The organism is Gemmatimonadaceae bacterium (genome assembly GCA_016720905.1).
GTDB lineage: Bacteria > Gemmatimonadota > Gemmatimonadetes > Gemmatimonadales > Gemmatimonadaceae > Gemmatimonas.
This window is the reverse complement of the sequence record JADKJT010000016.1, coordinates 1-26,978: the sequence shown is the minus strand read 5'-3', so window position 1 is coordinate 26,978 and position 26,978 is coordinate 1. Positions and strand designations below refer to the sequence as shown.

Genomic DNA, 26,978 nt, shown 5'->3' with positions numbered 1-26,978 from the left:
TGACTGGGCAGCGTGCCGTCTTTCGGTTGGGATATCGCGACTTTGTATTGCCACCGCCGCACCGAACGAGCGATATTTCACGGTTTGCTGCCCTCTCAGTTCTTGCTATCGACGTGGTCACCGCAGCGCCCCCTTTCGCCCGCACTCGCGTGAAGTCTCCCGCCACTCGTTCACTGCGCCGCGCCTCGCTCGTGAGTTTGATCGTGAGCAGTCTGGTCGCGTGTGTCGCGGGTGATCGCGCGGGACAGATCATGTCACCGGCGTCGCTGCCGGTGGACAGTATCATCCGACTACGGTCGGATTCGTTCTTCCTGACGGTTGGCGACAATGCGGCCATCGCGGCGACAGTGACGTCCATAGCCGGCGATAGGGCGCCGGACGGTCCGATCCATTGGACGAGTGAAGACAGCGCCATCGTCGCCGTCGATGTCAACGGACTCGTGACGGGTGTGAGCCCGGGATCGGCGCGGGTCACGGCGACGTTCGATGATGATACGCGTGTGAATGTGCAGGTGTTCGTGACGTCGGTGCTGCGACCGGTGTCGCGTCTGGTGATTTCGCCGCCGACGGTCAACCTGATCACCGGGAACACGGCCCGCGTGACCGTGCAGGCACTTGACGATGCGGGCATTCCGGTCGCCGGCGCCATCATCGCGTTCGGCAGCGACTCAACGCAGATCGCCACTGCGCGCGTGACCACCACGCGCACCCGAGAGCTAAACCAGGTGTTCGTGATCGGTGCGGTCAGCCCCGGGGCCACGCTGGTCACGGCCACCAGCCAAGGCGCGACGACCTCCGCGCCGGTGGTCGTGACCCCGGTGGTCACTCCGGTCTCGCAGGTCACGGTGTCTCCGGCCAACGTCACGCTTGCCGCTGGCGGAGCGGTGCGACTGACCTCGCAGGTGCTTGATCGCATCGGCCATCCGGTGGCGGGCGCGACCGTGGCTTACGCCAGTGATGCTTCGCCGGTTGCGGTCGTCGACCAATCCGGCCTTATCACGGCCGTCGGTCCCGGCACTGCGCGTATCACCGCCACCAGCCACGGCGTCAATACAATCTCTCAGGTCAACGTTACAACGCTGGCCCCCCGTCACGCAGGTGACGGTCTCGCCGTCTCCCATCTACATCATCGTCGGCGCGATCGCCCGGGTAACAGCGCGGGCACTGAATCAATCGGGTAGCCAGGTGGCCGGCGCAACGCTCGCATACAGCAGCAGCGCTCCGACCGTCGCGACGGTCGATCAGGAGGGTCTCGTCACCGGCGTATCGCCCGGCACGGCGCAGATGACTGTTTCGAGTGGCGGTGTCAGTACCGTCGCGCAGATCACCGTCTCGCCGCGCACGGTCGCACGGATCGTCGTGACGCCAACCGCCACCACGCTGATGGCTGGCGCGACCGCGCAGTTGACCGTGCAAGCGCTGGACGATGCCAATGCTCCGGTACCGGAGGCGGTGGTGTCGTTCACCTCCAGCGCCTTACCGATTGCCACGGTGACGCAAGGCGGACTGGTGACCGGCATTGCGCCCGGCACCGCGCAAGTGACGGTGTCCAGTCAGGGGGCCAGTGCACTCGCCTCCGTGACCGTCACGCCGCGACCGGTGTCACAGATCACGTTAACGCCGTCAACCCTGACGCTGATGGCTGGCGCCACGCAGCAGCTGACGGCACAGGCGCTCGACAATACCGGCAATCCCGTGGCCGGTGCCGTCGTGGCATTCGCCACCAATGCCGCGACCGTGGCAATCGTTACGCAGGGTGGGCTGGTGAGCGCCGTGGCACCCGGCAGTGCGCAGATCACAGCGTCAAGTCAGGGAGTGAGCGTCGTCGCGTCGGTGATCGTTACCCCGCGATCCGTCGCGCAAGTAACGCTAAATCCATCAAGCCTGTCGCTGGTCGCGGGTGCCTCAGCGCAACTGACGCCGCTGGCGGTCGACAACACGGGCACGCCGGTGGTCGGCGCCGTGGTCACGTACGGCAGCAGCGCCACCGCCATCGCCACGGTGACGCAGTCCGGATTCGTCACGGCAGTGGCACCCGGCACCGCGCAGATCACGGCGACCAGTCAAGGCGTGAATGGCGTTGCGACAGTGACTGTCTCGGCGCGACCCGTCACTCAAGTCACGCTTACACCGTCCAGTCTCGCTATCGCGGCCGGGACAACCGCGCAGCTGACCGCGCAGGCCCGCGACAACACGGGGGCACTGGTAAGCGGCGCGCTGATCACCTTTGCCAGCGACGCCACCGCTGTCGCCACCGTGAATCAATCCGGATTGGTGGCGGGTGTCGCCCCGGGGTCGACCACGATTCGAGCCACCAGCAACGGGATCACCGCCACGACCGCACTCACCGTGCAGACGGCGGGGCTCGCAATCGATGTTACGCCGGGCATCTCGTACCAGACAATCAGCGGTTGGGAGGCTACATCGCAGATTGGTGAGCATGGGTGCAGCAGCTATCAGATCTATGGCTCGACGCTGCTCGATCGCGCCGTCAATGAACTGGGCATCAATCGCATGCGCCTCGAGATCGTTTCGAGCGTTGAGAACCCGACCGACTATTTTGCCCAACTGCTCAGCGGCCAGATCAGCAGGGGCACCTACAACATCATTGCGATACGCGCCGACCAACGACAACGCAGACCCCTTCACGGTCAATCCAGCGGGGTTCAAGTGGACCTTCCTGGACTCTTCAGTCGACGAAATCATTAATCCGCTGCGCCAGCGCCTCGCCGCCCGCGGTGAACAACTGTACGTCAATCTGGAGCTTGTCGATTTCAAAGCCGCGCCCTCGGCCTTCAACCAAATGTCAAACCCCGAGGAGTACGCCGAGTTTATTGCGGCCACGTTTCAACATTTGCAGCAAAAGTACGGGTGGGTCCCGAACGGGGTGGAGTTGCTTCTCGAACCGGAGAACACACCGTGGAGTGCGCGCAGATGGGCAATGCACTGGTGGCCACCGGAAATCGCCTGCATAGCCTCGGTTGGTCACCGGACTTTATCGGACCTTCCACCACGGCGTCTGCAAACGCCGCGGTGTACTGGGACGGCATGCGAGCAGTGCCAGGCGCGTCCGCACTGTTGAGCGAGCTCTCCTATCATCGCTACGACCAGGTCAGCAGCAGCAGCCTGCAACAGATCGGATTGCGACGGACCAGAGACAATGTGCGGACGTCGATGCTTGAACGCATCGGCAGCGGCATTGACGACCTGTTCGAGGATCTCACGATCGCCAACGTCTCGGCCTGGCAGCAGTTTGCGCTCGGGTTCTGCGTCCCGGACGACGGCAGTGCGTACGTGATCAACCAGAGCTCCCCGGCCAATCCGACGGTGACCCTGAGTGCCACGGGAAAGCTATTGAGTCAGGTGTTCCGCTACGTGCGCTCCGGTGCCGTGCGGGTGGCGGCCACCAGCGCCAATGGCGGCCAAGCCAACCCCGTCGCGTTTCGGAACGCCAACGGGAAGTACGCGGTCATCGTGCGCACGCAGGGCGCGCAGCAATTGCTGATTCGCGGCTTGCCGGCCGGGACCTACGGCGTGAACTACGCCACGGCGGCAAGCGCCAATGTCAGTGCCACGGACGTCGTGATCACCACCGGTGGTGCCGCATCGGTGTCCATCCCAAGCGCCGGCGCGATCACGATCTTCGCCCGGTAGGCCGCACCTACGGAATCCGGGAGCGTTTGCCCCGGAACACATAGCGCGTCCGCGTCAGCTTCCCGTCGGCCACCATGCGCACGATATCGCTCGTGCTCAAAATGCCGACCAGGATGTCGTCCTCCATCACCAACACCCGATGCAGCCGACGACGACGCAACAGGTCGGCCGCCGCCGTAATGGCCACGGTGGGACGCAACGACACCACATCGCGCGTCATGACGTCGCTCACCACGTGCTCATCCAGCGCCGTCCACGCCACCGGCGCGCCTTCGACGAATCGCTCGTTCTCGTCCACATCACCTTCCCGCCAGCGCTGCAGGAACCAACTGACATTTTCGGCCGACCCGTCGTCGTCATCGAGATCGGGGACGTCGTCGTCGCGCGACGTGCTCGCATCCTCGTCCTCCTCGTTGGCCGATCCCACGGGGGGAAGTGCGGACGCATACTCCAGCAGATCGCTGGCCGACACAATCCCCACCACCGTGCGATTGGACACCACGGGCGCGCCACTCACGTGATTCCTGGCCAGTACCTCCATCGCTTCGCGAAGGGTGTGCTCGGGCGACACCGTGATCACGTCGCGGGTCATGACATCGCGGATCTGCAGCATACGACCTCCGGCACCTGACAGGTGGCACGTTCACGCGGCACAACACGGGGGCGCATCGCACGGCGTCTGAGGAACAAGATGCGCCAAGCATTGCCCGTCGAGTGATCGGGCAAACCCCGACGCGCCATGCTGCAATCCACCATAGAGTCCGGTTGGGCGGCAGCAGCTCACCGCGGTCGCTACACGCCGGATGGTCGGCTGGCTGTTCCGCATGCCTGCCCGACTCCGCGCTGGTCAATGATGTCTGGAGGCACCAAGTGGACAATCTCGAGAGGGACCTCGCGTCGGGAGCGCTCAACGGCTGCACGCCCCCCTGTCTTTCGCTGTACCAGCCGACCCATCGGCATCATCCGGAAAACCAGCAGGATCCGATTCGTTTTCGCACGATGGTGAAGCGTCTGGAGGCGTCGCTGCGCGAAACGTCGGCGGCGGAAGCGGTCGACACGCTGCTGGCGCCATTTCTGGCGCTGGCCGGCGACCATGACTTCTGGAGTCGCGCGCAGGATGGCGTGGCGGTATTCGGGGCGCCGGGGGTGTTCCGTGTCTATCGATTGCCGCGCACGGTGCCCGAGCTGGCCATGGTCGCGGACACCTTCGTGACCAAACCATTGATCGGTTTTCGTCAGTCGACGGATCGCTTTCAGGTGCTCGCGTTGACCCGACAGCGTGTGAGACTCTACGAGGGAACCCGCGATGCGCTGGACGAAATTCCGCTGGCGCCACAGATCCCGCGCACGCTGATCGAAGCCCTCGGCGCCGAGTTGACGGAACCGCATCAGACGGTCGCTTCGTATGGCGGCCTTGGCGCGGGACACCCGGCCATGCATCACGGGCACGGCGGCAAGGAGTCCGAGCATGATATCGATGCCGAACGGTTCTTTCGCGTGGTCGCGCGCGGTGTGCTGGACTACCACTCCAAGCCAACCGCGCTGCCGCTCATCCTCGCCACGCTGCCCGATCATCAGGCCCGGTTCCGGCATGTGAGTCATAACCCGTTCCTCGTGGACGAAGGCATCGACACCCAGCCCGAAACGCTGTCGTTGGATGACATGCGTGCGCGTGCGTGGGCGGTGATCGAACCGCAGTATCTCGCGCGCCTTCGCGCCCGCGTGGACGAGTTTGGAAGCGCGCGCGCCCACGGACTGGGAACGGATGATCTCTCGCAGGTGGCCAGCGCCGTGGTGGCGGGAAAGGTCGCCACCCTGCTGGTGGAATCTGATCGCGAAATTCCCGGACATGTTGAGGGGATGTTCGGTAACCTCACGTTGGCCGACGCGGCCGTTCCCGACGCGGGCGATGTGTTGGATGACATAGCGTCCCTGACGGCGATGCGCGGCGGAGAGGTTGTCGTCGTGCCGTCCGAGATGATGCCGACCGAGACCGGTGTGGCCGCGATCTATCGATATTGACGGGCACAGGGTTCGCGCGAACCGAGGATTCTGGTATGCGGAGTCACAACGACACCGACCGTGGCGGTGCGCTCGTCTTGTGGTTTGAGGACGCACGGGCGACGGCGATCGACCAGGTGGGCGGTAAGAACGCGTCGCTGGCGCAGATGACGCAGTCGCTGGTTCCGCTGGGCATTCGCATTCCGCCCGGCTTCGCCCTGACTGCCAACGCGTATTGGCGGTTCATTCGCGCCAACGAGCTGGAGGCGCCGATGCGCGACCGACTGGCGGCGTGGAAGGCCGGTCGGCAGTCTCTGCATGAGGCGGGTGGTGACATCCGTCGCCTGCTGCGCACCGCCACCATTCCCGACGACGTGCGCGACTCGATCGTCGCGTCCTATCGCGAACTGTGCCGCCGGTGTGGTGCCGCGAACATGAGCGTGGCGGTGCGCTCCAGCGCCACCGCCGAAGACCTCCCCGAAGCCAGCTTTGCGGGACAACAGGAGAGCTATCTCAACATCGTCGGCGAGGTCGAGGTGGTGGAGCGCTGGCGTCAGTGTGTGACGTCGCTGTTCACGGATCGCGCCATCGCCTATCGCGACGAGAATGAGTTCGATCACCTCAAGGTGGCCTTGTCTGTTGGTGTGCAGAAGATGGTGCGCTCCGACCTGGCATCGGCCGGCGTCATGTTCACCATCGACACCGAAACAGGCTTTCCGGACGTGGTGTTGATTACCGGTTCGTGGGGACTCGGCGAGAACGTCGTCAAGGGCGCCGTCGGCCCCGATGAGATTCTGCTGTTCAAGCCGCCGCTGGCCGACCCGTCGTTGCGTCCCGTGTTGCGAACGCGCATTGGCGAGAAGGAACGCACTATGGTGCTGGCGCGCGGCGGCAGTGCCACGACGCGCAACGTGGACACGCCAGCGGAGAAGCGACAGCGCCTGTGCATTTCGGAAGAGGAGGCGTTGCAGCTGGGACGCTGGGCGCTGCAGATTGAGCGCGACACCTCCGCGCGCAGCGGCAAACTCGTCCCGATGGACATCGAGTGGGCCAAGGATGGCGGAGATGGGCTGTTGTACATCGTGCAGGCCCGGCCGGAGACCGTGCAATCGCAGCGGGCACCGGCGATGGTCACCTGGCATCTGGATGGCACGGGCACCGAGTTGTGTCGCGGTCGCAGCGTCGGCAATGCAGTGGCCACCGCCCCCGCGTGCGTCATCCGCAGCGTGACGGACCTGGAGACGTTCCGCCCCGGCTCCATTCTGGTTGCCGAGTCGACGGATCCCGATTGGGTTCCCGCGCTGCGCGTGGCCGCCGGCGTCATCACGGAGCACGGAGGCCGCACGTGTCACGCGGCCATCGTCAGCCGGGAAATGGGGATTCCGGCTATTGTCGGGGCGGCGGGGGCGACGCGGGTGATCGCCGACGGCACCATGATCACCCTGTCGTGTGCGGGTGGCGAAGAGGGCATCGTCTACGAGGGGGCGATCGCCAGCCATCGCGAGGAGACGCCACTGGAGTCGATTCCGTCCACCCGCACCAAGGTGATGATCAATCTGGCGGATCCTGCGTCGGCCCTGTCGCACTGGCGCCTGCCAACCGATGGTGTCGGACTGGCCAGGATCGAGTTCATCATCACGGACGAGGTCCAGGTGCACCCGATGGCACTGGCACATTTCGATCCGGTGACTGACGCGGGAGAACGCGCGCGGATCGAACAACTCACGCGCGGCTACGCCGACAAGGGCGACTTTTTCGTGGATCGGCTGGCCCGCGGCATTGCGATGATCGCCGCCTCGCAGCATCCGCGACCGGTGATCGTACGCATGAGTGATTTCAAGACCAACGAATACGCCGGCCTGCTGGGCGGGTCGGTCTTCGAGGAGCACGAGGAGAATCCGATGATCGGATTCCGGGGAGCCTCGCGGTACTACAGCGATCGGTATCGCGACGGCTTTCTGTTGGAGTGTCGGGCCATCCGCGCGGTGCGCGAAACGATCGGCCTGCGGAACATCATCGTGATGATCCCCTTCTGCCGCACCCTCGACGAAGCCGACCGTGTATTGGCCACGATGGCCGACGCGGGTCTGGCCCGCGGCAAGGATGGTCTTCAGGTGTACGTGATGTGCGAGATTCCCTCCAACGTGATTCTGGCCACGGAGTTCGCCGAACGATTCGATGGGTTCTCCATCGGCTCCAACGATCTCACCCAACTCACGCTGGGAGTGGACCGCGACTCCGCCCTGCTGGCATCGCTCTTTGACGAACGCAATCCGGCGGTGACATCGCTCATCCGCGATGTGATCGACCGCGCTCACCGCGCCGGGCGACCGGTGGGGCTCTGCGGTCAGGCGCCCAGCGACCATGCGGACTTCGCGGCGTTCCTGGTGGAGTGCGGTATCGACTCCATCTCGCTCAACCCGGACTCGTTCCTGAAAACCAAGCAGCGCATCGCTGCGACCGAAGCTATTCTTTCCTCCCGTCCCCCGCCGATCATCGCCTGACGCCTTCATCCAGACCCGCCCCGCATGACCAGCTCGACTCTCCGGTCCGACGCGTTTGAACAGACTTCGCGCCGCGTCCTGCCCTTCCTGTTGGTGCTGTTTGTCGGCAGCGGCATCTGCGCGTTGATCTATGAGGTGGTCTGGTTCCAACTGCTGGAGTTGGTGATCGGATCGTCGGCAGTCTCGTTGGGCGTGTTGCTGGCCACCTTCATGGGCGGCATGTGCATCGGCAGTCTGGCGTTGCCGCGATTTGCGTCGCGCGCGCGTCATCCGCTGCAGCTCTATGCCATGCTCGAACTCAGCATCGGCCTCATCGGCGTGGTGGAGTTGTTCGCGATTCCGCTGATCGGTCGCCTGTATTCGCCGGCAGTGGGACACGGCGCAGCCGCCATCGTGTTGCGCGCCGTGGTGGCCGCGCTCTGTCTCCTGCCCCCTACAATTCTCATGGGCGCCACGCTCCCCGCGATCGCGCGGTGGGTCGAGTCGTCCCCGCGCGGGATTTCCTGGCTGGGATTCTTCTACGGCGGCAATATCGCTGGCGCCGTCGTGGGCAGCGTGCTGGCGGGGTTCTACCTGCTGCGGGTGCACGATCAGGCGGTGGCCACGTACGTCGCAGCGGCGCTGAACATCGCGGTCGCGCTGATCGCGTGGGGTATCTCCACGCGAACACCGGCCTACCCCGCTGGGGACCACGCGCGAGGAGTGTCCGACAGCGCCGCTATCACGGCCAACGCACCGCGCGAGGGCGCAAACGCCGTCTATCTCGCCATCGGCCTGTCCGGTGCCTGCGCGCTAGCCGCCGAAGTGATCTGGACCCGCCTGCTGTCGCTGACGTTTGGCGCCTCGGTCTACACGTTTTCGATGATCCTGGCGGTCTTCCTGACCGGCCTCGGCATCGGCAGTGCGACCGCCGCCTGGCTGGCGCGCATTGTCGAGAGTCCCCGTCGGGCGCTCGCCTGGTGCCAGGCCTTGCTGACCGTCGCCATCGCCTGGGCCGCTGCCGTGATCTTCCTGGCACTTCCCAACTGGCCGGTCAATCCGTCGCTCGCTCCCAGCGCGTGGTACGCGTTGCAGCTCGATCTGGTGCGCGGCGCCCTGGCGATTCTGCCAGCGGCCGTCCTGTGGGGAGCCAGTTTCCCCTTCGCGCTCGCGGCCATTGCCGCACCGGGGGAAGACACGTCGCGACTGGTGGGCCGCGTGTACGCCGCCAATACCGTCGGCTCAATCGTCGGGGCAACGGTGTGCAGTCTGCTGCTCATTCCCGCGCTGGGCACGCGCGATGCGCAGCGGGTGTTGATCGCCGTCGCCGCCTCCGCGTCGATGCTGTTGCTGCTCGCCCCCGGCGCGAAGGCACGACTCGCCCTGTTGGCCACTCCCCTGCTGGCGGCATTGCTGATTGCCACGGTCCCTGAGCTGCCCGGCAATCTGGTGGCGCACGGCCGATACGCCGTCACGTGGATCGGCAAGACCGATGTGCTGTATGTGGGTGAAGGCATGAACAGTTCCGTTGCCGTCACGAGGGTGTTGAACAGTGGGGCCACGCAGTTTCATGTGAGCGGCAAGGTGGAAGCGTCCAGCCTGCCCCAGGACATGCGGCTGCAAAAGATGCTCGCGCATCTTCCGGCGCTGGTGCATCCCAATCCGCAGTCGGTGCTGGTGGTGGGCTTCGGCGCCGGCGTGACGGCCGGGTCATTTCTCCCGTATCCCTCCGTCACCCGTCTGGTGATCTGCGAAATCGAGCCGTTGATTCCACAAGTCGTGTCCACCTGGTTCGTCAAGGAAAACAACAACGTCGCGAAGGATCCGCGCACGCAGATCTACTTCGACGACGCGCGCAGCTTCGTGCAAACGTCCGACGAGCAATTCGACGTGATCACGTCGGATCCCATCAATCCGTGGGTGAAGGGCGCCGCCTCGTTGTACACGCGCGAGTATTTCCAGGCCGTCAAGGCACACCTGAAGCCCGGCGGCGTGGTGACACAGTGGGTGCCGTTGTACGAAAGCACGCTGGACGCGGTGCGCAGTGAGCTGGCCACCTTCTTCGAGGTCTTTCCCGACGGCACGATCTGGGCGAACAATCTCAATGGTGCCGGCTATGATGTCGTGCTGTTGGGCCAGGCGGGTCCATCGCGTATCGACATCGCCAGCCTGGAGACACGGTTCCAGGACGCCGGCTATCGTCAGGTTGGTGCGTCACTCACGGAAAGCGGCTTCGGCTCACCCATGGAGCTGTTCTCGACGTACGCGGGCAGCGGCGCCGACCTCAAGGCATGGCTGAGCGGTGCGGCCATCAACACCGATCGCAACCTGCGTCTCCAGTATCTTGCCGGCGTCGGGCTCAATCAGTACACGGCCGCCGATATCTTCGAGGAGATCGCGGCGCTCAAGAGGTTCCCGGAGCAACTGTTTGTGGCCAGTGACGCGTGGAAGGTGGCGTTGAGCCAGGGCATGGGGGTGCCGCGGTGATGGGTGCGGTACACGCGTGCAGAGTCTCAAGGATGCGTTGACACATCGCTGAGCTTGGAGCGGTGAGGGGCCGGAGGGGTGAGCAACAGAAGCGTTGAGCGTTGAGGGGCCAGCCGGCGAGGGCAGGACTGCGTTCTACCCTCACCGGCTGGGCTCTCTAGCGCTCGACGCTTCCGTTGCTCACCCCTCCGGCCCCTCACCGCTCAGTTCCTCAGCGAAACCCCGATCGCGACGCACCGCCGGTCGTCGTCAGCGGCGTTCGCCGCTCGCTCTTCGCACGGTTGGCGTCCCACGGCAGGTAGCCACGCGCTCACGAACTGCACGACAGCATCGAGCATCCCGCCCGGTGGCGCGCCCACTCGGGCCGACGCGCGGCAAACAGCGTAAACTGCGGCTGCTCGTCATAGGGACGGCGCATCACGTCCAGCAAGGTGTGCACCCGTGAAAAGTCCCCCGCATTCGCCAGGTCGATGGCCTCCTGCGCCAGATAGTTCCGCAACACGTACTTCGGATTCACGGCATGCATGCGGGCCCGACGCGTCGCGGCCGCCTCGCCGTCGCGCGATACGCGCGCGTGCCACTGCACGACCCACGCGCGCACGGCATCGTGGTGCAGACGACGCTTGCTGTCATCATAGAACACGTCGCCCAGCAGTGTCTCCAGGGCGCCATCGGCCGGCAGGGTGTCGGGCAGGTTGCCCAGCGCGCGGAAAAACAGGGTGAAATCCATCTCGGCCGCTTGCAGCAAGGCAAAGCACGCGCCAATCAACGCCCCGTCATCGGCGTCCGGCAAACGCAGTCCAAATTTCGCCTGCAGCATGGTCTGATACTCGGCGGTATACACGGCAACGTACCGCTCAAGCGCGGCCTCCAGCGGCGCGTCGTTGGCGAACACCGGCTGCAGTGCCTCGGCGAGTCGCACCAGATTCCATTGCGCAATGGCCGGTTGTTGCTCATAGCGATAGCGCCGACCGTTCGCGTCCGTCGTGTTCGGCGTCCAGTGCGGATCGAAGTCATCCAGCCAGCCGTACGGTCCGTAGTCGATGGTCAGCCCCAGAATCGACATGTTGTCCGTGTTCATCACGCCGTGCACGAACCCCACGCGCATCCAGTGCACCATCATGCGCGCCGTGCGTTCGCACACTTCGGTGAACCACGCCGCGCGCCGCGCCTGCGGGTCCTGCTCGCGTACGCCGAGATGCGGGAAGTCGCGCGCAATCGTGAAGTCCACCAGGCGTTCGAGCACGACAGTGTCACCACGCGCCGCCAGGATCTCGAAGTTGCCAAACCGGATGAAGGATGGCGCCACGCGACAGACGATCGCCCCCGGTTCCTCCCGTGCGTCGCCGTTGTAGAACATGTCGCGGACCACCGCATCGCCCGTCGTCACCAGCGACAGCGCCCGCGTGGTGGGCACACCGAGATGATGCATGGCCTCGCTGCACAGAAATTCGCGAATGGACGATCGCAGGACCGCGCGCCCGTCGGCCGTGCGCGAATAGGGTGTTGGTCCGGCACCCTTGAGCTGCAATTCATGACGCGCGCCGTCCGTGCCAACCACCTCGCCCAGCGTGATCGCCCGCCCGTCACCCAACTGACCCGCCCAGTTCCCGAACTGGTGGCCGCCGTAACACGCGGCAAACGGCGACATCCCTTCCATCAGGCGATTGCCGCCAAACACCTCGGCAAACCAGGGCTCGGCGACATCGCCTTCGGTGAATCCCACCTGCGCAGCCACTTCGGGCGAATGGGCCAGCAGCACCGGCGCCGCCACCGCGGTGGGATCGACGGCGCTCCAGCATGCACCCACTACCTGGCGCCGTCGCGCGGTGGTCTCGGCGTCTCCCGGCAGCTCCTGAATGAATCGATTGTCGAACCGCAGGTCACTGCGGAGCATCAGGTTTCTTGAAATGGGCATCCAGTCGGCGTGTGGCCAGCAACGAATCCAGATGTCGCGACAGTTTCACCATCGGCAGTGTATTGTCGTGATTCTCCATCCAGATGCCCACCTCACCCTCGTCGCTGTACGACAGGTTGAAGATCTCGCCGTTGATGCGCACTTCTTTCGCATACGCATCAGCCGCAGTCGGCACCAGCGTGGCACCGTATGTCGCCGTGAGATCGGCAATGAACGCGTCGCGCAGTGACTCCTTCGCCAGCGAAACACGGTATTCGCGATACCCCACCTGCTCCTTGAGCGTTCCCCGGTGTGGCAGGGTGGTCGCACCGGCCTTTGGCGTCACGCGGTAGCCACCGCCTGCGGTCGATTCCCAGGCGAAGTAGTTGTCGAAGTACGACCGGTCGGCGTCCTGCCAATTGCCGGTGGACGTTGTGGCGAATCCCGTTGGCACCGTGCGGCGCGCGTTGTCGGCAATCGTAACCTGCTCCATCAGTATCGAATTGTTCTCACTGTTGCGAATCAAGCGTGCGAAGTGTTTCTCGTCGGGCGACAGCGAAAGTGGCCCGATCTTGAGAATTTCGTCGTCGGTTCGTTCCAGTGACACCGCCTGCACCGTTCGCGAACGGGTATCCAGCACCGCTCGGGGAAAGAGATACAATCCGGGAACCGCGAGGATTCGGTCGTCGATATACCCCTGACGCCCGTTCACCGGTTCCGGAGGTGCATTGTCCGGAGGCCGGGACAGTCGCCTGGCCATGAGGTCGGCACCGCCCGCACTGACAAAGGTGGTTCGCAGTCGGTCACCTTGTGCCTGGAGCAGATAGTCATAGGTGGAACGGTACTGCGAGTCGCGGTACTCAACCTCGACCACCAGCGCGGGTTCGGCACCCGGGATCGTCGCGACCGCAATGATGCGATCGAACTGCACCGGTGCGTCTGCCGGCGGTGCCGCATCCGGTTTCCACGGATCGGGGATGTATTGATCGACCGTCCGCCCCTCGACCGTCACCGGCGTTCCCTTGTAGCTCACCTGAAAGTCTGCATCCGCGGCGTAGTCACTGGTGATGGGGGCATAGCGGGACTCGGTGAACTTGCGCGCCACGGTACTGATGTCAAACGCGCCGACATGCTGCGTGCGTATGGGCTCGTTGCGCTTGACCACACGAAAGCGATACCGAATACCGTCGGGGAGGGCGGGCGTGCCGCTGCGGGCACGCGGCATCCACTCGCTCCATGTGCGCTGCGCCTTTCCCGGATACGCCGGCAGCGGCAGCACCAGCCCGTCTTCCTTGTCCCTCGTGCCCGTATTCACGAACAGCAGACGCTTGCCCCGACTGGTGAATATCTCCACCGCCCCCGGCACGATCAGTCGGCCGTTTTCGTGACGGGCATCGGCGGCCCACAACGGCCCCTGACGCCCAACCCGCGTGGTGTTCCCGCTCGCCGCAGCAAGTCCGACATACGGCAGGATGTCGCCGCTGGGGAGCGACGGCGCGCTTGCCTCGGGCCAGGACACCTCCACGGCCAGCATCAACCGCTCTCCTTCGAACGACGGCGGCACATCGGCCATCAGTCGTGCCACGGTGCCAATGACCGCCAGCAGCAGGAGATGCGCGCCACCGCCCAGCAGCAACGCTTTCAGTTGCGTCCCGCCGCCGCTCACCACCACCCGACTGACGATCACGCCGATGATGAGTCCGGCCACGAGCGCGAACAACGCCTGGAACATCACGAAGTACGCGGAGCCGCCTTCGCGCGACGGCACGTTGTACCAGTCCACCGCGCGCGACGCGAGCCACCCGCCAACCACCAGGCCGACCACGCCAACCGCGATCCCAACGCCGATCGTACCGAACCAGGATGTCATGCCGTCACGACTCACGACGACGGCCACGCGAACGAGACCGATTTGGGCGTATCGGCCGACTGATCAAACTTGCGCAACCGCACACACATCTCGACCGACGATGGTTTGCCGTCGGCGACGTGCACGCGGAACTCAATCTGCCGCACATCATCGGCCGTGGGTTCAAACGAGTAGCCCCACACAAACCAGGGCTTCCCCTGGGCGCCCGCGGCGCGGGCCTGCAGACGCATGGCCTCGGGGTCAAACGCGCCGCCCGCCGTTTGCGAGGAGCGAATGCGCACCGACCAGGCACCGCTCTCGCGATCCGTCTCCTTGTAGGCCACAAACGCATAGTCGCAATTGAGCACGGCATCGTAGGCGTCCACATACCCCAGCGTTTCGTACGCGATGGAATCGGTTGATGCGGGGGCTTCGATGAGCATGGGATTGGTCATGGCGTGGAGTCGTGGTGAGTGGCGATGGTCTGGTCGACCACCGCCAACTGCGCGGGACCGTCCACACCAAGTGTGGTGCACAGCGAGAGAAACGCCTCGCGACGGGCCGACATCTCGTCGGTGTTGAAGGCGAGGTACATCGGTCGAAGCGACCAATCATAACGTGAATCGACCACACCGTGAATGGCCGTCAACGTGGCCGCGTAGTGATACGCCATCTCGCCGGTGGCAAGCAGCAGCCGCACAAACATCGCTTGCACGACAACCGGCGGGTGGAACTCCATCACCAGATCCAGCGTCTCCGTTCGCCCGGCAAAGGGACCGGCCTCGGTGAGGGCCAGCAGGATGGCGTCCGTCCGCGTGGCATCGTCAATCAGTTCCGGCGCATGGGACAATACGGCCAACCGCACCTCGATGTCTTCCGCATGCACGGCGCCGCGCAGAGTCTCCCGTGCGGTTGCGGTATCAAGCGCCGCCAGGGCTTCCACATCGCGCCAACCGGATGGCGGGGTCAGCTGTCTCTCCACCACGCGCTGACTCTCCACCGAGAGCGACGCCAACGCGTCCAGGTCGTACCCGATCCCCTCTTTCCACCGGTCGTAGTCCATCCGCTTGCTGTCGGCGAAGCGCCGCCACGCGTCGGCGTCTGAGGCACTGTCGCCCGGATCGCCACGTTCGCCGGAGTGGTCCAACGCGTGCTGAGGCGCAGACGGCCCGTTGACTGAAGGCTCCGGAACAAACGGCGGAGGTTGCAGGGCCGCTCGGATGGCGTCCATATCCAGCTCCTCGGCGTCGGCGGGGTTCGGCGCCTCCAGGATCCAATACCGTCGATCGGTATCGGTGAATTCCCCCGATGACGTCGATCCGTGGCGGTCAAAGAAATTGAGACCATCGCCGCTTTCGCGCGGCCGGGTCGACACCTGGCGTGCCAACTTGAAATAGGCCCCGACCGGTGGCGCCGGGTGCGAGTGACCCACCTCGATGATCGCATTGCCGGCGTCCAGTTCGGCCTCCAGCAATGTACGGAGGGTGGGCGGCATGGCGTCAGCGTCAGCTTGGTGCGCCAAGGGGATTCGCATGGGTCACGCCTCGCAGTCGAGGTACACCGCTGCACCTGTTCGAAAAATGACAGTTCAAAACGCTGACCGCAAAGTACGCGAAGGTCGTCAAGTCGGGCATGGTGGGTCCTGTTCCTTCGCGACCTTTGCGTACTTGTCGGTTCAAGGTGCTTTCCAACGAAATCGCGACATTCTGGCCGTTCGCACCGCTTCACCGCAGATTGGACGCATTCCCGCTCACCCGAGGCCCCCGTGCTCCTTTCCCGACGCGCCCTGACGGCATCACTGCTCGCTGCCGCCGCCTTCTCGCCGATTGCGCTCAGCGCGCAGGCCACTTTCGATGCCGCCAGCATCAAGGGCCCGAAGTGGCGCATGATCGGACCGTTCCGCGCCGGCCGCACTAAAGCGGCAGCGGGCGTGCCCAGTCAGCCCAATGTGTTCTACATGGGCATGGTGAACGGAGGCGTGTGGAAGACCACCGACTATGGCCGTATCTGGACGCCGATCTTCGATGAGCAATCCAGTGGCTCCATCGGCGCCATCGACGTGGCACCGTCCAACCCGAACGTGATCTACGTGGGTTCGGGAGAGGGCCTGCACCGCCCCGATCTGGCCACCGGTGACGGCATCTACAAGTCCACCGACGCCGGCAAGAGCTGGTCGCACGTGTGGATCAACAACAACCAGCAAATTCCGCGACTGGCCATCGATCCCACCAATCCCGAACGCGTGTTCGCGGCGGTGTTAGGACACCCGTACGGCCAGAATCCGGAGCGCGGCATTTATCGCACCACCGATGGCGGCACGTCGTGGCAAAAGGTGTTGTACAAAGACGAGTACACCGGCGGCGCCGAAGTGCAGATCGCGCCCAACGATCCCAACACGGTGTATGCCGCACTGTGGGATGCGCAGCATGGGCCGTGGGAGAACTCATCGTTTTCCGGACCGAATAGCGGGCTGTTCAAGAGCACGGATGGTGGCACGACGTGGAAGCCGCTCACCAAAGGCCTCCCGACATCGGCAGACGGACTGGGTCGCATTGGCATCGCCATCGCGCCCAGCAATCCCAATCGCCTCTACGCCATTGTGCAGGCCACGCGCGGTGGCGCGATGTATCGCTCCGACGACGCCGGCGAAAGCTGGACCGTCGCCACCACCAACAACAACATTGCGGGCAAGGCTGATGATATGTCGGCGCCCGCCGTCGACCCGAAAAATCCGGACATCGTGTATTCAGCCAACACCGTGGCCTGGAAATCCACCGATGCCGGCAAGACGTGGGCCGCGCATCGCGGCGCGCCCGGCGGTGACGACTATCAGCGCTACTGGATCAATCCGAACAACGGCGACATCATGCTGCTGGTGGCCGATCAGGGCGCGGTCATCACGGTAAATGGCGGCAAGACGTGGAGCTCGTGGTACAATCAGCCCACGGCCGCGTTCTATCACGTGGCCGCCGACTACGCGTTTCCCTACCGGCTGTGCAGCGGCCAGCAGGACTCGGGCTCGGGGTGCGTATCCAGTCGCGGCAACGACGGCTATATCGGCTATCGCGAGTTCCATCCGGTTGGTGCATCCGAGTACAGCTACGTCGCGCCCGATCCGCTCAACCCCGACGTGTACTTCGGCGGCACCGTGGTGCGCTACGATCGGCGTACCGGTCAAACGCAGAATGTGAGTCCAAACGTGGGACGCGGTGGTGGTGGCGGCGGTCCGGATATCTATCGCGGCGTGCGCACCATGCCGATCCTCTTTTCGCCCATCAACCCGCGCAAACTCTACTACGCACCAACGTGGTGTGGCAGACCGTGACAGGCGGCCAGCAGTGGAAGCAAATCAGCCCCGACCTGTCGCGCGAAACGTGGAACGTGCCCAAAAACGTGGGGCGGTACATCGGCACACCAGCCGCCACCCCCACTCGCCGCGGCGTGGTGTACACCATCGCGCCCAGCCCGGTGGACTCCAACACCATCTGGGCCGGCACCGACGACGGACTCATTCACGTCACGCGGAATGGCGGCAAGTCCTGGGCCAACGTGACCCCACCGCAAATTGGTCCGTGGGCCAAGGTGTCCATCATGGACGCCTCGCACAGCGACGCCGGCACCGCCTACGCGGCTATCAATACCATCCGGTTGGATGATCTGCGTCCGCATATTTTCCGCACGCGCGATGGTGGCAAGATGTGGACCGAAATTGTCGGCGGCATCGCCGACGGCGCCACCATCAACAGCGTGAAGGAAGATCCCAAACGCAAAGGGCTGTTATTCGCTGGCAGTGAAACGCAGGTGTGGTTCTCGCTCAACGACGGCGACCACTGGCATTCATTGCGCGTAAACATGCCGGCCACCTCGGTGCGTGATGTCATCATCAAGGACGACGATCTGGCCATTGGCACGCACGGTCGGGGTTTCTGGATTCTCGACAACATCACCGCGTTGCGGCAGTGGAGCGAGAAAGCCGCCAGTGATGCGGTCACGTTGTTCAAGCCGGCGATGGCCACGCGCGTGCGGTATTCCATGTACACCGACACGCCGGTGCCGCCCGACGAGCCGTACGCCGAGAATCCGCCCGATGGCGCGATCATCGATTACTACCTGAAGAACGATGTGAGCGGCCCGGTCACGCTGGAGATTCTCGATGCGTCGGGGCGCGTGATTCGCACGTATTCCAGTACCGACAAAGCCGAGCCGGTGAAGGACGTGGGCAACTGGCCGTGGTATTGGTTCCGGCCGCCACAAGTGCTGTCCACCAAGGCCGGCCTGCAGCGATACACGTGGGATCTGCATTTCACGCCGCCGGGCGAGAACTGCTCGTTGCCCATTTCAGCGACGCCGTTCAACACCAAGTGTGAGCCCGAAGGGCCGTGGGCGCACCCCGGCACGTACACGGCACGATTAACTGCCAACGGCGCGAGCCAGTCGCAGTCGTTTACGGTGCGCATGGATCCGCGCGTGAAGACACCCGCGGTGGCGTTGCGTCAGCAGTACACGCTGTCGGTCGCGCTGTACGATGCCGCGTTGCAGGCACCAGTGATGGCAAAGCAAGCGCGCGCGCTGCGCACGCAGTTGCTGGATCGCAAGGGCAAGGTGACTGGTGATCTGGCCAACGCCGTGGATGCGTTGGCCAAACGCCTCGAGGCACTCGCTGGTCCGGAAGCCGTCGGTGGCGGTCGCGGTGGCTTTGGCGGTGGAGGTGGACGCGGCAGTGGCGGTGGCCCAGCGGCGCCGGAGTCGTTCACCAGTGTCGCGGGTCAATTCCTGCCGGTGATGAACGTGCTGCAGGGCGCCGACGACACGCCCACGTCACAGGCGGTCGCGGCAGCGAACGCCCGTCTCAAGTCTCTGGCAGCCTTGCAAGCGCAGTGGAACGCGATCGCGAAAACCGAGGTGCCGGCGCTCAACGCCAAGCTCAAGGCGGCGGGGTCGGAGCCGCTCAAGGTGGCGTTGTTCAGGCGTTCGAAGCTGAATAACGAGGTCATCGACGACGAGGATCGGGTGGTCGCGGGACCACCGCTGTAACTCGCCTATTGGCGGCCCAGCATGATTCTCAATAGGGCGAAGGCGATATCGCTGGCCGCGCTGTGTCTGTGCACGGGACGGCCGCTGCAGCTATCCGCTCAGCGTGGCGAAATCTCTGGTCGGGTTCTGGCTGACATGCCTGAACGGCCAATCGCCGATGCCCGCATCGAGGTGCGAACGCGCGGACTGACCACGCGCAGCGAGCCGAACGGACGATTTCGCCTGATGGATGTCCCCCCAGGCGAATACGTGGTTGTCGTTCGCGCGTTGGGCTTTGATTCGCTCGTGGTCAGTATTCGCTTGGCCGCGAACGACGTGGTCGATGTCGATTTCCTGCTGACGCGCACGGCACAAGCCATGGCGCCGGTTCAGGTCGAGGCTGACAGGACCATTGATCGCCTGCGACTCGCGGAGTTTGATGAGCGGCGGGCCATGGGTTTCGGGCGATTCCTGGACCGCTCGGTTTTTGAGGAGAACTCCGCGAGTCAGGTTGACGTGGTGCTCATTGGCCGAGTTCCCGGACTGCGGACTCGTCGGGTGAGCGGCAAGACTGTCCTCGCGGCACAGCGAGATGCACAAGCCTGTTACCCGCAAGTTGTTGTGAACGGAATCTCTGTTTTCAATGGCGCGCCTACGAAGATCGCTCGGGAAACACTGATATTTGATGTGAGTAGTCTCCGAGCGGACGAGATCATTGGCTTCGAGTGGCACAATCCATCGTCGACTCCATCGAGGTACAACGCGACGGGTGCCGGAGGTGACGGCTCGTATTGCGGAACGGCGATCTTCTGGACCAAATAGCCACGGGGGGCGTCGCGCGTTCGCTGTATCGGTCACGGCACCTGCCGGACACCGCCGTCGATCGTTGGGCGATCCTTGGCATTCCCGACAATCCAACCCGTGAGGTACATCCACTGCGTCATCCGGGTGAGCTTGGGGTAGTTGATGCGTGACGCATCGTCACGCGGGGTGTGGTAGTCGGGATGCAGGGTCGTCGTGAAGAAGATGGAGGGAACATTGAGCTGAGCGTACGACGCGTGGTCGCTCCGGAAGTAGAAGCCTTCCGGGTGCGTCGGACGGTCCCACATGGAATCGATGACGAATTTGCCGGTGCGGCTGTTCGCGTCGAACGCCATCTGGACGAGTGCGCTCGAGTTCCGGTGTGGCGGCTGCGATCCCAGCAGCGATGCCGTGTCGGGATGGTTCTGGCCGATCATGTCGCCGTTGAGCACTGCGGCCATGCTCGTGAGCGGTACGACCGGGTGGGCGGCGTGCCAGCGCGATCCGAGCAGCCCGCGCTCCTCGGCGCCGTGAAAAATGAAGAGCGCCGAGCGTTTGGAAGGCTGCTTGGCCCATGCGCGCGCGATGGCGAACAGCGCCACGCTGGTGCTCGCGTTGTCGTCGGCACCGTTCCAGATGGAGTCCCCGTCAATGGAGAAACGGACTCCGTCGTGATCCTGGTGGGAACTGAACACGACGTACTCATCACGGAGCTTGGGGTCGGTGCCGCGCACGACGCCGATGACGTTTACCGACGGCGCGTCGAAAGTTTCCGACTTGATGTGAATTTCGACGCCTTGCCCATTCTGACGCAGTTGCTGGAGCATTGCACGATGCACGAACAGGACGGGTACGGCCATACCGCCGGTCGGCTGCCCGCGACCGCCACCGGCTGCAGCGCCTCCGGCGCCCCCACGCCCGCCGCGGCCCGCACCGCCCACACGGTTACTCAGCGCTGCCTCGGAAAAACGTGGGGCGCCACCGGGCACATTGTACGTGCCACGCGATTGCAGACTACCGACGGCGTCGAAGTTTGCCTCGCCGACGTCGTCGGCAACGATGATCACGGCCAAGGCGCCGCGCCGCGTCATGACGCCGCCCTGCACCGTCAGCCCCTGACGCACCGCGCGATACGCCGGTGTGTTGATCGTGCTACGTGTGCCTTCGGAGGTCGGCTTGAGCGTCACCACCGCCACCCGACCACGCACGTCGATCGTTGAATCGCTGCCGTCGCCGGCGAATACTGTGATGCCGACAACGTCTCCATCGGCGTTCGACGTCGGCGTGGCCTCCGTCCACAGGGCAAACGGCCGGCCGCCAATGCGCACGGTGCTCACGGCCGTTGAGATCCGCGTTCGGCGCATATTGAACCACTGGAACCAGGTGCCGTCTTCGCCCAGCGGTTTCACGCCAGCCTTGGCGAGCTGATCCGCGGTCCACATCGATGCGCGCAGTTCATCGAGCGTGCCCGACTCGCGGCCTCGCATCCCGTCGCCGGCCATGACGAGCATGTCGGCTTTGATATCGGCTTCCTTGATCAGCGAGTACGCGGACGGCGTGGCGACGGACTGCGACGGCAACGCCAGTGGCAGCAGCATCAGGGAACAGAGCGCGATGGAGCGTTTCATAGGTCAGGTAAAATTGGAGTTTACTTCGGTGAGCGCAGCATTTCGGCGAGCGCGTCGCCCGCAATGCGGCCACTGTCACAACCGGTCAGCGTTCGAATTCCACGGCCCCGGCGCCAAGTATCCAGGTGCTGGGGTCGCCGCAGGTGCCAGGGCCAATGCCCTGAATGCGAAGGCGCGTTGTGGAAGTGAGTTGCAGCAACACGCGTTGATTGGCCGACACCACATAACACTCGGTCTCGCCGATCGTGGTGACGTAGCGGAAATCCAGATTGACGCGACCAGTGGCTGCGGGAGTAAATGTGTACGTGCGAGCCGACAGCGACGGGATCGACGAGCCGACGGAAAACACACCGAGGGCCGGATTGAAATTGTCGTGCACCAGGGCCAGATGCGGTTCTTCCGGATAGGTCGGGCTGCCAATACGAAACCAGCGTCCCGCCGCCGTGTTGGGCACGTCCTGCGCCACATCGCCGCATACCGGGGGCGTGGTGCGCAGCGCGCTGCCGATGCCCAGTTTCGCGCGCAACGGATCGGCGATAGAGGCCTCGAAGTAGTCGATCGGGCAGGCCACGTGCTTGTCGCCGAACGCACCGACACTGTCGGACAGGCGTGACGCGTTCACGTAGGCGATGGTGATGCGGCGGTCCCGGGCGAGCACGTCGAGCGTCGCCGCCGTGGTGCCCATGACCTCTCCGGTTGACATTGCCACGTTCACGCTCTTGCGGCACTGCTGGTACGTGAAGCCGGCCAACTGATAGCTGCTCCCGCACCCACCGCTCAAGTCGCCGACCTTCGCGCTGAGCTGCGTCGCCAGCCTGGCGACGTGGGCAAGCTGCATCATCACGTCGCTGCACGGAAAGAACGTCACGGCATAGTCGTCCAAATCCGCCTGCCCACCACCCGTGCGATGCTGCACCAGCACGTCGGTGATGACGAGATTGCCGGGCGCCGATATCGCCACGGGAAACACCGCCATGTACAGGTAGATATGATCGGTGGGGAACGTGTGTCCCGGTGGGTTGAGATTCCCCAGCGGCGCCACGACCTGGATGCTGGAAGCGGCAACCAGCGGCACGGTGAGGAACGGGCCGGCGCTGCATGCGGCAAGCCCCGGTGGCGGGCCGATACCCGTCGGACCTCCGTCTTTACTGCTATCGCCACACCCCGACTCGAGCACTGACAGGCCAAGCGCAACGGCCATCGCCGACGTCGTCGTCCAGTTCGCCATGGAACCTCCTTGCCACTCCAGGCGGCCGCTTACTGCCGCGTTGCCACCGGCGCCAACAGATATCCGGACACTTGATACTGGTGAGCCCTGAGACCGCTGTCCAGTGCATCACGCGCACACGGTACGCACCGCGCACGTCGCGGGGCGTCATGTCTGGCGCGCCGTCAGGCCACGGGCGATCGTTCAGGTTGGTCGCGATCCCGTTACCGCCCTCTCAGAGTCCCTCCCGATGCGCCATATCTTCATCGTTTCCGTCGCGCTGCTCTCTTTGAGCAACACACCGGTTGTTGCACAACAATCGACACCGCCCGCCGCACGGAAACCCACCGTCGCGACGACCAAGCCAACGACGGCGTCGCGCCCCGACACCACCAAGCGCGACACCAAGCCGGATACCACGCGCGCTGAAGGCGACACCACCGCCGCGCGCGGCATCTCCGGCGCGCTCAGCGCATTGCTCAAACCACGCCTCATTGGCCCCGCGGTCACCGGCGGGCGCATCTCCAGCATCGCCGTGCATCCGGTCAATCCGGGCATCATGTACGTGGGCGTTGCCTCGGGCGGCGTGTTCAAGACCGACAACGGCGGCGCCACCTGGGCACCCATTTTCGACAAGCAGTCGTCGTATTCCATTGGCACCGTGGTACTCGACCAGCGCCAGCCCAATACCGTATGGGTAGGCACTGGCGAGAACAACTCGCAGCGCAGCGTCGCCTATGGCGACGGCGTGTATCGCTCCGACGACGCCGGCAAGAACTGGAAGCGCATGGGACTGGAGAAGTCCGAGCACATTGCGCGCATTCTCATTGACCCGCGCAACAGCGACGTGGTGTATGTCGCCGCGCAGGGGCCACTGTGGGCCGACGGCGGTGACCGTGGACTCTACAAGACCACCGATGGCGGCAAGACGTGGACCTCCCTCATCGCGGTTACCGAGCGTACGGGCGTCACCGATGTCGTGATGGACCCGCGCAACCCCGACGTGCTCATCGCCGCCACGTGGCAGCGCCGCCGGCATTTCTACACGCTCATCAATGGCGGACCGGAAAGCGCGCTCTATCGTTCCACCGACGCCGGCAAGAGCTGGAGGAAGATCACCACGGGCCTGCCCTCTGGCGCGCTGGGACGCATTGGTCTCGCCATGTCGCCGAAGGATCCTGACGTGGTGTACGCCACGGTCGAAAGCACACCCGGCGACGGCGGCATGTTCCGCTCCGTCGACAACGGCATCACCTGGGAGAAGCGCTCGCCCTACTCGGCGCAGCCCATGTACTACGCCACTATTTTCGCCGACCCGTTCAACGTGCAACGGCTGTACGCGGTGGACGTGCAAAACCAGGTGAGCGACGACGGCGGCGCCACATGGCGCAACCTCGGCGAACGGACCAAGCACGTGGACAATCACGTGATCTGGGTGGACCCACGTTTCCCCGATCACTACGTGAACGGTAATGACGGTGGCCTGTATCAGACGTGGGATGGCGGCAAGAACTGGATCTTCTTCGCCAACCTCCCCATCACGCAGTTCTACGATGTGGATGTGAGCAACAACGCGCCGTTCTACATGGTGTGCGGCGGCACGCAGGACAACGCCTCACTCTGCGGTCCGGCGGCCAACCGCAGCAACAACGGCATTCTCAACACCGACTGGTTTGTGACCACGGGTGGTGATGGCTTCGTGTCGCGCGTCGATCCGGAAGATCCCTTCACCGTGTATGCGGAAAGCCAGGGCGGCGGCATGGTGCGCCATGATGTGCGCACCGGCGAGGCCATCGGCATTCAGCCGGCGGTGGGTCGCGGCGAAGCGCCCAGTCGCTTCAACTGGGACACGCCGATTATCATCTCGCCTTTCTCACATACGCGACTGTATACGGCGTCGCAGCGTTTGTATCGCAGCGACGATCGCGGCAACAGCTGGAAACCCATCAGCGCAGACCTCACGCGGCAGGTCGATCGCAACGCCATGCCGGTGATGGGCAAGGTGTGGGGCCCCGATGCGATTGCCAAGAACCAGTCCACGGCGTTCTACAGCAATATCAGCCAGATTGCCGAGTCGCAGAAGCAGGAAGGGTTGCTGTTTGTGGGGACCGACGACGGGCTCATTCAGATCACCGAGGACGGCGGCACCAACTGGCGCAAGAGCGATTCAGTGCCCGGCGTGCCTGGCAACGCCTACGTGCAGCGTCTCATCACGTCGCGACATGCCGCCAAGACCGTGTTCGCCGCCTTCAACAATCACCAGAACGGCGACTTCTCGCCGTATCTGTTCAAGAGCACCGACGCCGGCAAGCAATGGGTGTCCATCACGGGTGACCTGCCCAAGCGCGGCACGGTGTATGGATTCGCTGAAGATCACGTCGACCCCATGTTGCTGTTTGCCGGCACCGAATTCGGTGCCTACGTCAGTAAGGACGGCGGCGCGCATTGGCTCAAGATTCCCGGACTGCCCACCATCCAGGTGCGTGACATCGCGATTCAGCGACAGGCCGATGATCTCGTGCTCGGCACCTTCGGTCGCGGCATTTTCGTGGTGGACGACTACTCGCGGCTGCGCGATGTGACCACGGCGTCACTGGCGGCGCCAGCCACGCTGTATCCGGTGAAAGATGCCATCTCGTTTGTGCGTCGCAGTCCGTTTGGCGGCAGCGGGAAGGGCTCGCAAGGTGAGGCGATTTTCAGCGCTGCCAATCCGGACTACGGTGCGGCTATCACCTACTCGCTGAAAGAAGCGCTCTTTACGTCCAAGAAGGAGAAGCGCCTGGAAGCGCAGCGCGCCGCGGAGAAAGCGGGCAAGCCTATCGTGTATCCAACGCCGGCCGACTTCATTGCCGAGGCCGAAGAAGAGGCAGTGGTACTCGGTGCGTCGATTGCTGATGCATCGGGGCGTGTGTGGCGTGTACTCACGCTGCCGGGGTCGCGTGGCGCGCATCGTGTCACGTGGGACCTGCGCGCGGTACGCTGGACGCGCCGGGTGACGGCGGCGCCGCGGCTGCCGCGGGCGGAGGCGGAGGCGGCGGGTTCGGTGGCGGCGGTGCCGGTGGCAGCCCTGTTCCGCCTGGCAAGTACACCGTTACGCTGGTGAAACGCGAGCAGGGGGTATCCACGCCACTCGCCGGTCCCATGTCATTCAACATTCTGCACGACCCGGCCGCCACCACCACCGTGGCCGATCGCGAAGCCAATCTCACGTTCCGTGCGCAAGTGCAGAAGCTCACGCGACAGATTTCCGCCTCGGTGGAAGCGGCCAACGCGGCGAAAACCAAGATGGACGCCATCGTCAGGGTGCTCGATCAGATGCCGCAAGCCCCCAAGGCGCTCACCGATCGCGCGCGCGATGTGAATCGTCGGCTCACGCTTTCGCTGCGTGCGTTGCGCGGCGACAACGTCAACTCGGCGCGCGGTGAGCAGGTGCCGGTGTCAATCCAGTCGCGGGCCGGCAATGCATCGCCCGATGGTGTGCTTGCTCCGCCCACCGGCACCAACCGACAGGAATACGAGATTGCCGCGGCGGACTTCGCCAGTGAGTACGCGAAGCTCAGGCCCATTCTCATGACGGAGATCGCAGCCATCGAACAGGAACTGGATCGGATTGGTGCCCCGCCAACACCGGGTCGCATTCCGCCAACGCCGTGATGGTAAGGCATTGGCGTCGGGAATGAACGAGCGTGCAGGGTGAGGCAACTGAACGCCGCCACCCTGCAACTCGCGGTGCACGAACTGGCCGACCGCGATCCCGATCTCGGGGCCATCGTCACACGCTTTGGCGCGCCGCCGCTCTGGGCGCGTCGGCCGGGGTTCGCGACACTGGTGCGCATCATTCTCGAACAGCAGGTGTCGCTGGCGGCGGCGAAGACCATGTACGAACGATTGCGCGGCGCCATTGGTGTGATGGAACCACACGCAGTGCACGCGCTCGGCATTGACGGCATGCGGGCGT

At 64.5% G+C, this 26,978-nt stretch carries 17 protein-coding genes and 1 pseudogene; 11 read left to right on the top strand and 7 right to left on the bottom strand.

The genetic code is table 11. The annotated features are described in order from the left end of the window. Nucleotides 1–203: 203 nt before the first annotated feature. From IPP90_13510 to IPP90_13500, 3 genes are all read left to right on the top strand, one after another. Entirely contained in the window at nt 204–1,181 is a 978-nt protein-coding gene (locus IPP90_13510; protein ID MBL0171714.1) for an Ig-like domain-containing protein, read from the top strand. Next, the gene (locus tag IPP90_13505) at nt 1,099–2,709 is read left to right on the top strand and encodes an Ig-like domain-containing protein (GenBank protein ID MBL0171713.1); all 1,611 of its coding nucleotides are present in this window, start codon (nt 1,099–1,101) and stop codon (nt 2,707–2,709) included. Before IPP90_13510 ends, IPP90_13505 begins: the two co-directional genes overlap by 83 nt. Nucleotides 2,710–2,919: 210 nt before the next feature. Then, nucleotides 2,920–3,654 carry a hypothetical protein gene (locus IPP90_13500; protein ID MBL0171712.1) on the top strand — a complete coding sequence of 245 codons (735 nt, stop codon included), beginning with the start codon at nt 2,920–2,922 and terminating at the stop codon, nt 3,652–3,654. A gap of 7 nt (nt 3,655–3,661) precedes the next feature. On the opposite strand, the gene IPP90_13495 is transcribed toward IPP90_13500, so the two are convergent. Beyond that, nucleotides 3,662–4,267 (bottom strand): CBS domain-containing protein, encoded by a 606-nt coding sequence (locus IPP90_13495; protein ID MBL0171711.1) that lies wholly within the window; start codon nt 4,265–4,267, stop codon nt 3,662–3,664. A gap of 257 nt (nt 4,268–4,524) precedes the next feature. On the opposite strand from IPP90_13495, the gene IPP90_13490 reads away from it, so the two are divergent. The 3 genes from IPP90_13490 to IPP90_13480 are packed head-to-tail and all read left to right on the top strand — an operon-like array spanning nt 4,525 to nt 10,625. Further along, nucleotides 4,525–5,676: a hypothetical protein gene (locus tag IPP90_13490; GenBank protein ID MBL0171710.1), complete on the top strand. Its 1,152-nt coding sequence runs from the start codon at nt 4,525–4,527 to the stop codon at nt 5,674–5,676. Between the two features lie 35 nt (nt 5,677–5,711). Next, nucleotides 5,712–8,159, top strand: coding sequence for a phosphoenolpyruvate synthase (gene ppsA, locus IPP90_13485; protein ID MBL0171709.1), 2,448 nt, complete (start codon nt 5,712–5,714; stop codon nt 8,157–8,159). Nucleotides 8,160–8,183: 24 nt separating this feature from the next. Continuing rightward, nucleotides 8,184–10,625: a fused MFS/spermidine synthase gene (locus IPP90_13480; GenBank protein MBL0171708.1), complete on the top strand. Its 2,442-nt coding sequence runs from the start codon at nt 8,184–8,186 to the stop codon at nt 10,623–10,625. Nucleotides 10,626–10,935: 310 nt separating this feature from the next. Here the strand turns inward: IPP90_13480 and IPP90_13475 are convergent, their stop codons facing one another. The 4 genes from IPP90_13475 to IPP90_13460 are packed head-to-tail and all read right to left on the bottom strand — an operon-like array spanning nt 10,936 to nt 15,866. Continuing rightward, complete coding sequence (locus IPP90_13475) at nt 10,936–12,522, bottom strand: YdiU family protein (protein ID MBL0171707.1); 1,587 nt, start codon at nt 12,520–12,522, stop codon at nt 10,936–10,938. Continuing rightward, nucleotides 12,509–14,392 carry a hypothetical protein gene (locus IPP90_13470; GenBank protein MBL0171706.1) on the bottom strand — a complete coding sequence of 628 codons (1,884 nt, stop codon included), beginning with the start codon at nt 14,390–14,392 and terminating at the stop codon, nt 12,509–12,511. Before IPP90_13470 ends, IPP90_13475 begins: the two co-directional genes overlap by 14 nt. A gap of 11 nt (nt 14,393–14,403) precedes the next feature. Continuing rightward, nucleotides 14,404–14,826: a hypothetical protein gene (locus IPP90_13465; protein ID MBL0171705.1), complete on the bottom strand. Its 423-nt coding sequence runs from the start codon at nt 14,824–14,826 to the stop codon at nt 14,404–14,406. After that, nucleotides 14,823–15,866: a hypothetical protein gene (locus tag IPP90_13460; protein MBL0171704.1), complete on the bottom strand. Its 1,044-nt coding sequence runs from the start codon at nt 15,864–15,866 to the stop codon at nt 14,823–14,825. Before IPP90_13460 ends, IPP90_13465 begins: the two co-directional genes overlap by 4 nt. A gap of 390 nt (nt 15,867–16,256) precedes the next feature. On the opposite strand from IPP90_13460, the pseudogene IPP90_13455 reads away from it, so the two are divergent. Together IPP90_13455 and IPP90_13450 are read left to right on the top strand one after the other, a co-directional pair. Then, nucleotides 16,257–19,405, top strand: a pseudogene (locus tag IPP90_13455) (glycoside hydrolase). Nucleotides 19,406–19,540: 135 nt separating this feature from the next. Further along, the gene (locus IPP90_13450) at nt 19,541–20,206 is read left to right on the top strand and encodes a carboxypeptidase regulatory-like domain-containing protein (GenBank protein ID MBL0171703.1); all 666 of its coding nucleotides are present in this window, start codon (nt 19,541–19,543) and stop codon (nt 20,204–20,206) included. A 32-nt stretch (nt 20,207–20,238) separates the two neighbouring features. On the opposite strand, the gene IPP90_13445 is transcribed toward IPP90_13450, so the two are convergent. Together IPP90_13445 and IPP90_13440 are read right to left on the bottom strand one after the other, a co-directional pair. Further along, nucleotides 20,239–21,696, bottom strand: a complete 1,458-nt coding sequence (locus IPP90_13445) for a M28 family peptidase (GenBank protein ID MBL0171702.1) — start codon at nt 21,694–21,696, stop codon at nt 20,239–20,241. A 202-nt stretch (nt 21,697–21,898) separates the two neighbouring features. Continuing rightward, nucleotides 21,899–23,041, bottom strand: a complete 1,143-nt coding sequence (locus IPP90_13440) for a hypothetical protein (GenBank protein MBL0171701.1) — start codon at nt 23,039–23,041, stop codon at nt 21,899–21,901. A 229-nt stretch (nt 23,042–23,270) separates the two neighbouring features. Between IPP90_13440 and IPP90_13435 the strand changes: the two genes are divergently transcribed. From IPP90_13435 to IPP90_13425, 3 genes are all read left to right on the top strand, one after another. Then, nucleotides 23,271–26,123 carry a glycosyl hydrolase gene (locus IPP90_13435; GenBank protein MBL0171700.1) on the top strand — a complete coding sequence of 951 codons (2,853 nt, stop codon included), beginning with the start codon at nt 23,271–23,273 and terminating at the stop codon, nt 26,121–26,123. 38 nt (nt 26,124–26,161) lie between these two features. Continuing rightward, entirely contained in the window at nt 26,162–26,674 is a 513-nt protein-coding gene (locus IPP90_13430; protein ID MBL0171699.1) for a hypothetical protein, read from the top strand. A gap of 39 nt (nt 26,675–26,713) precedes the next feature. Next, on the top strand, nt 26,714–26,978 hold a 265-nt coding region (locus IPP90_13425), incomplete at its 3' end, for a DNA-3-methyladenine glycosylase 2 family protein (protein ID MBL0171698.1).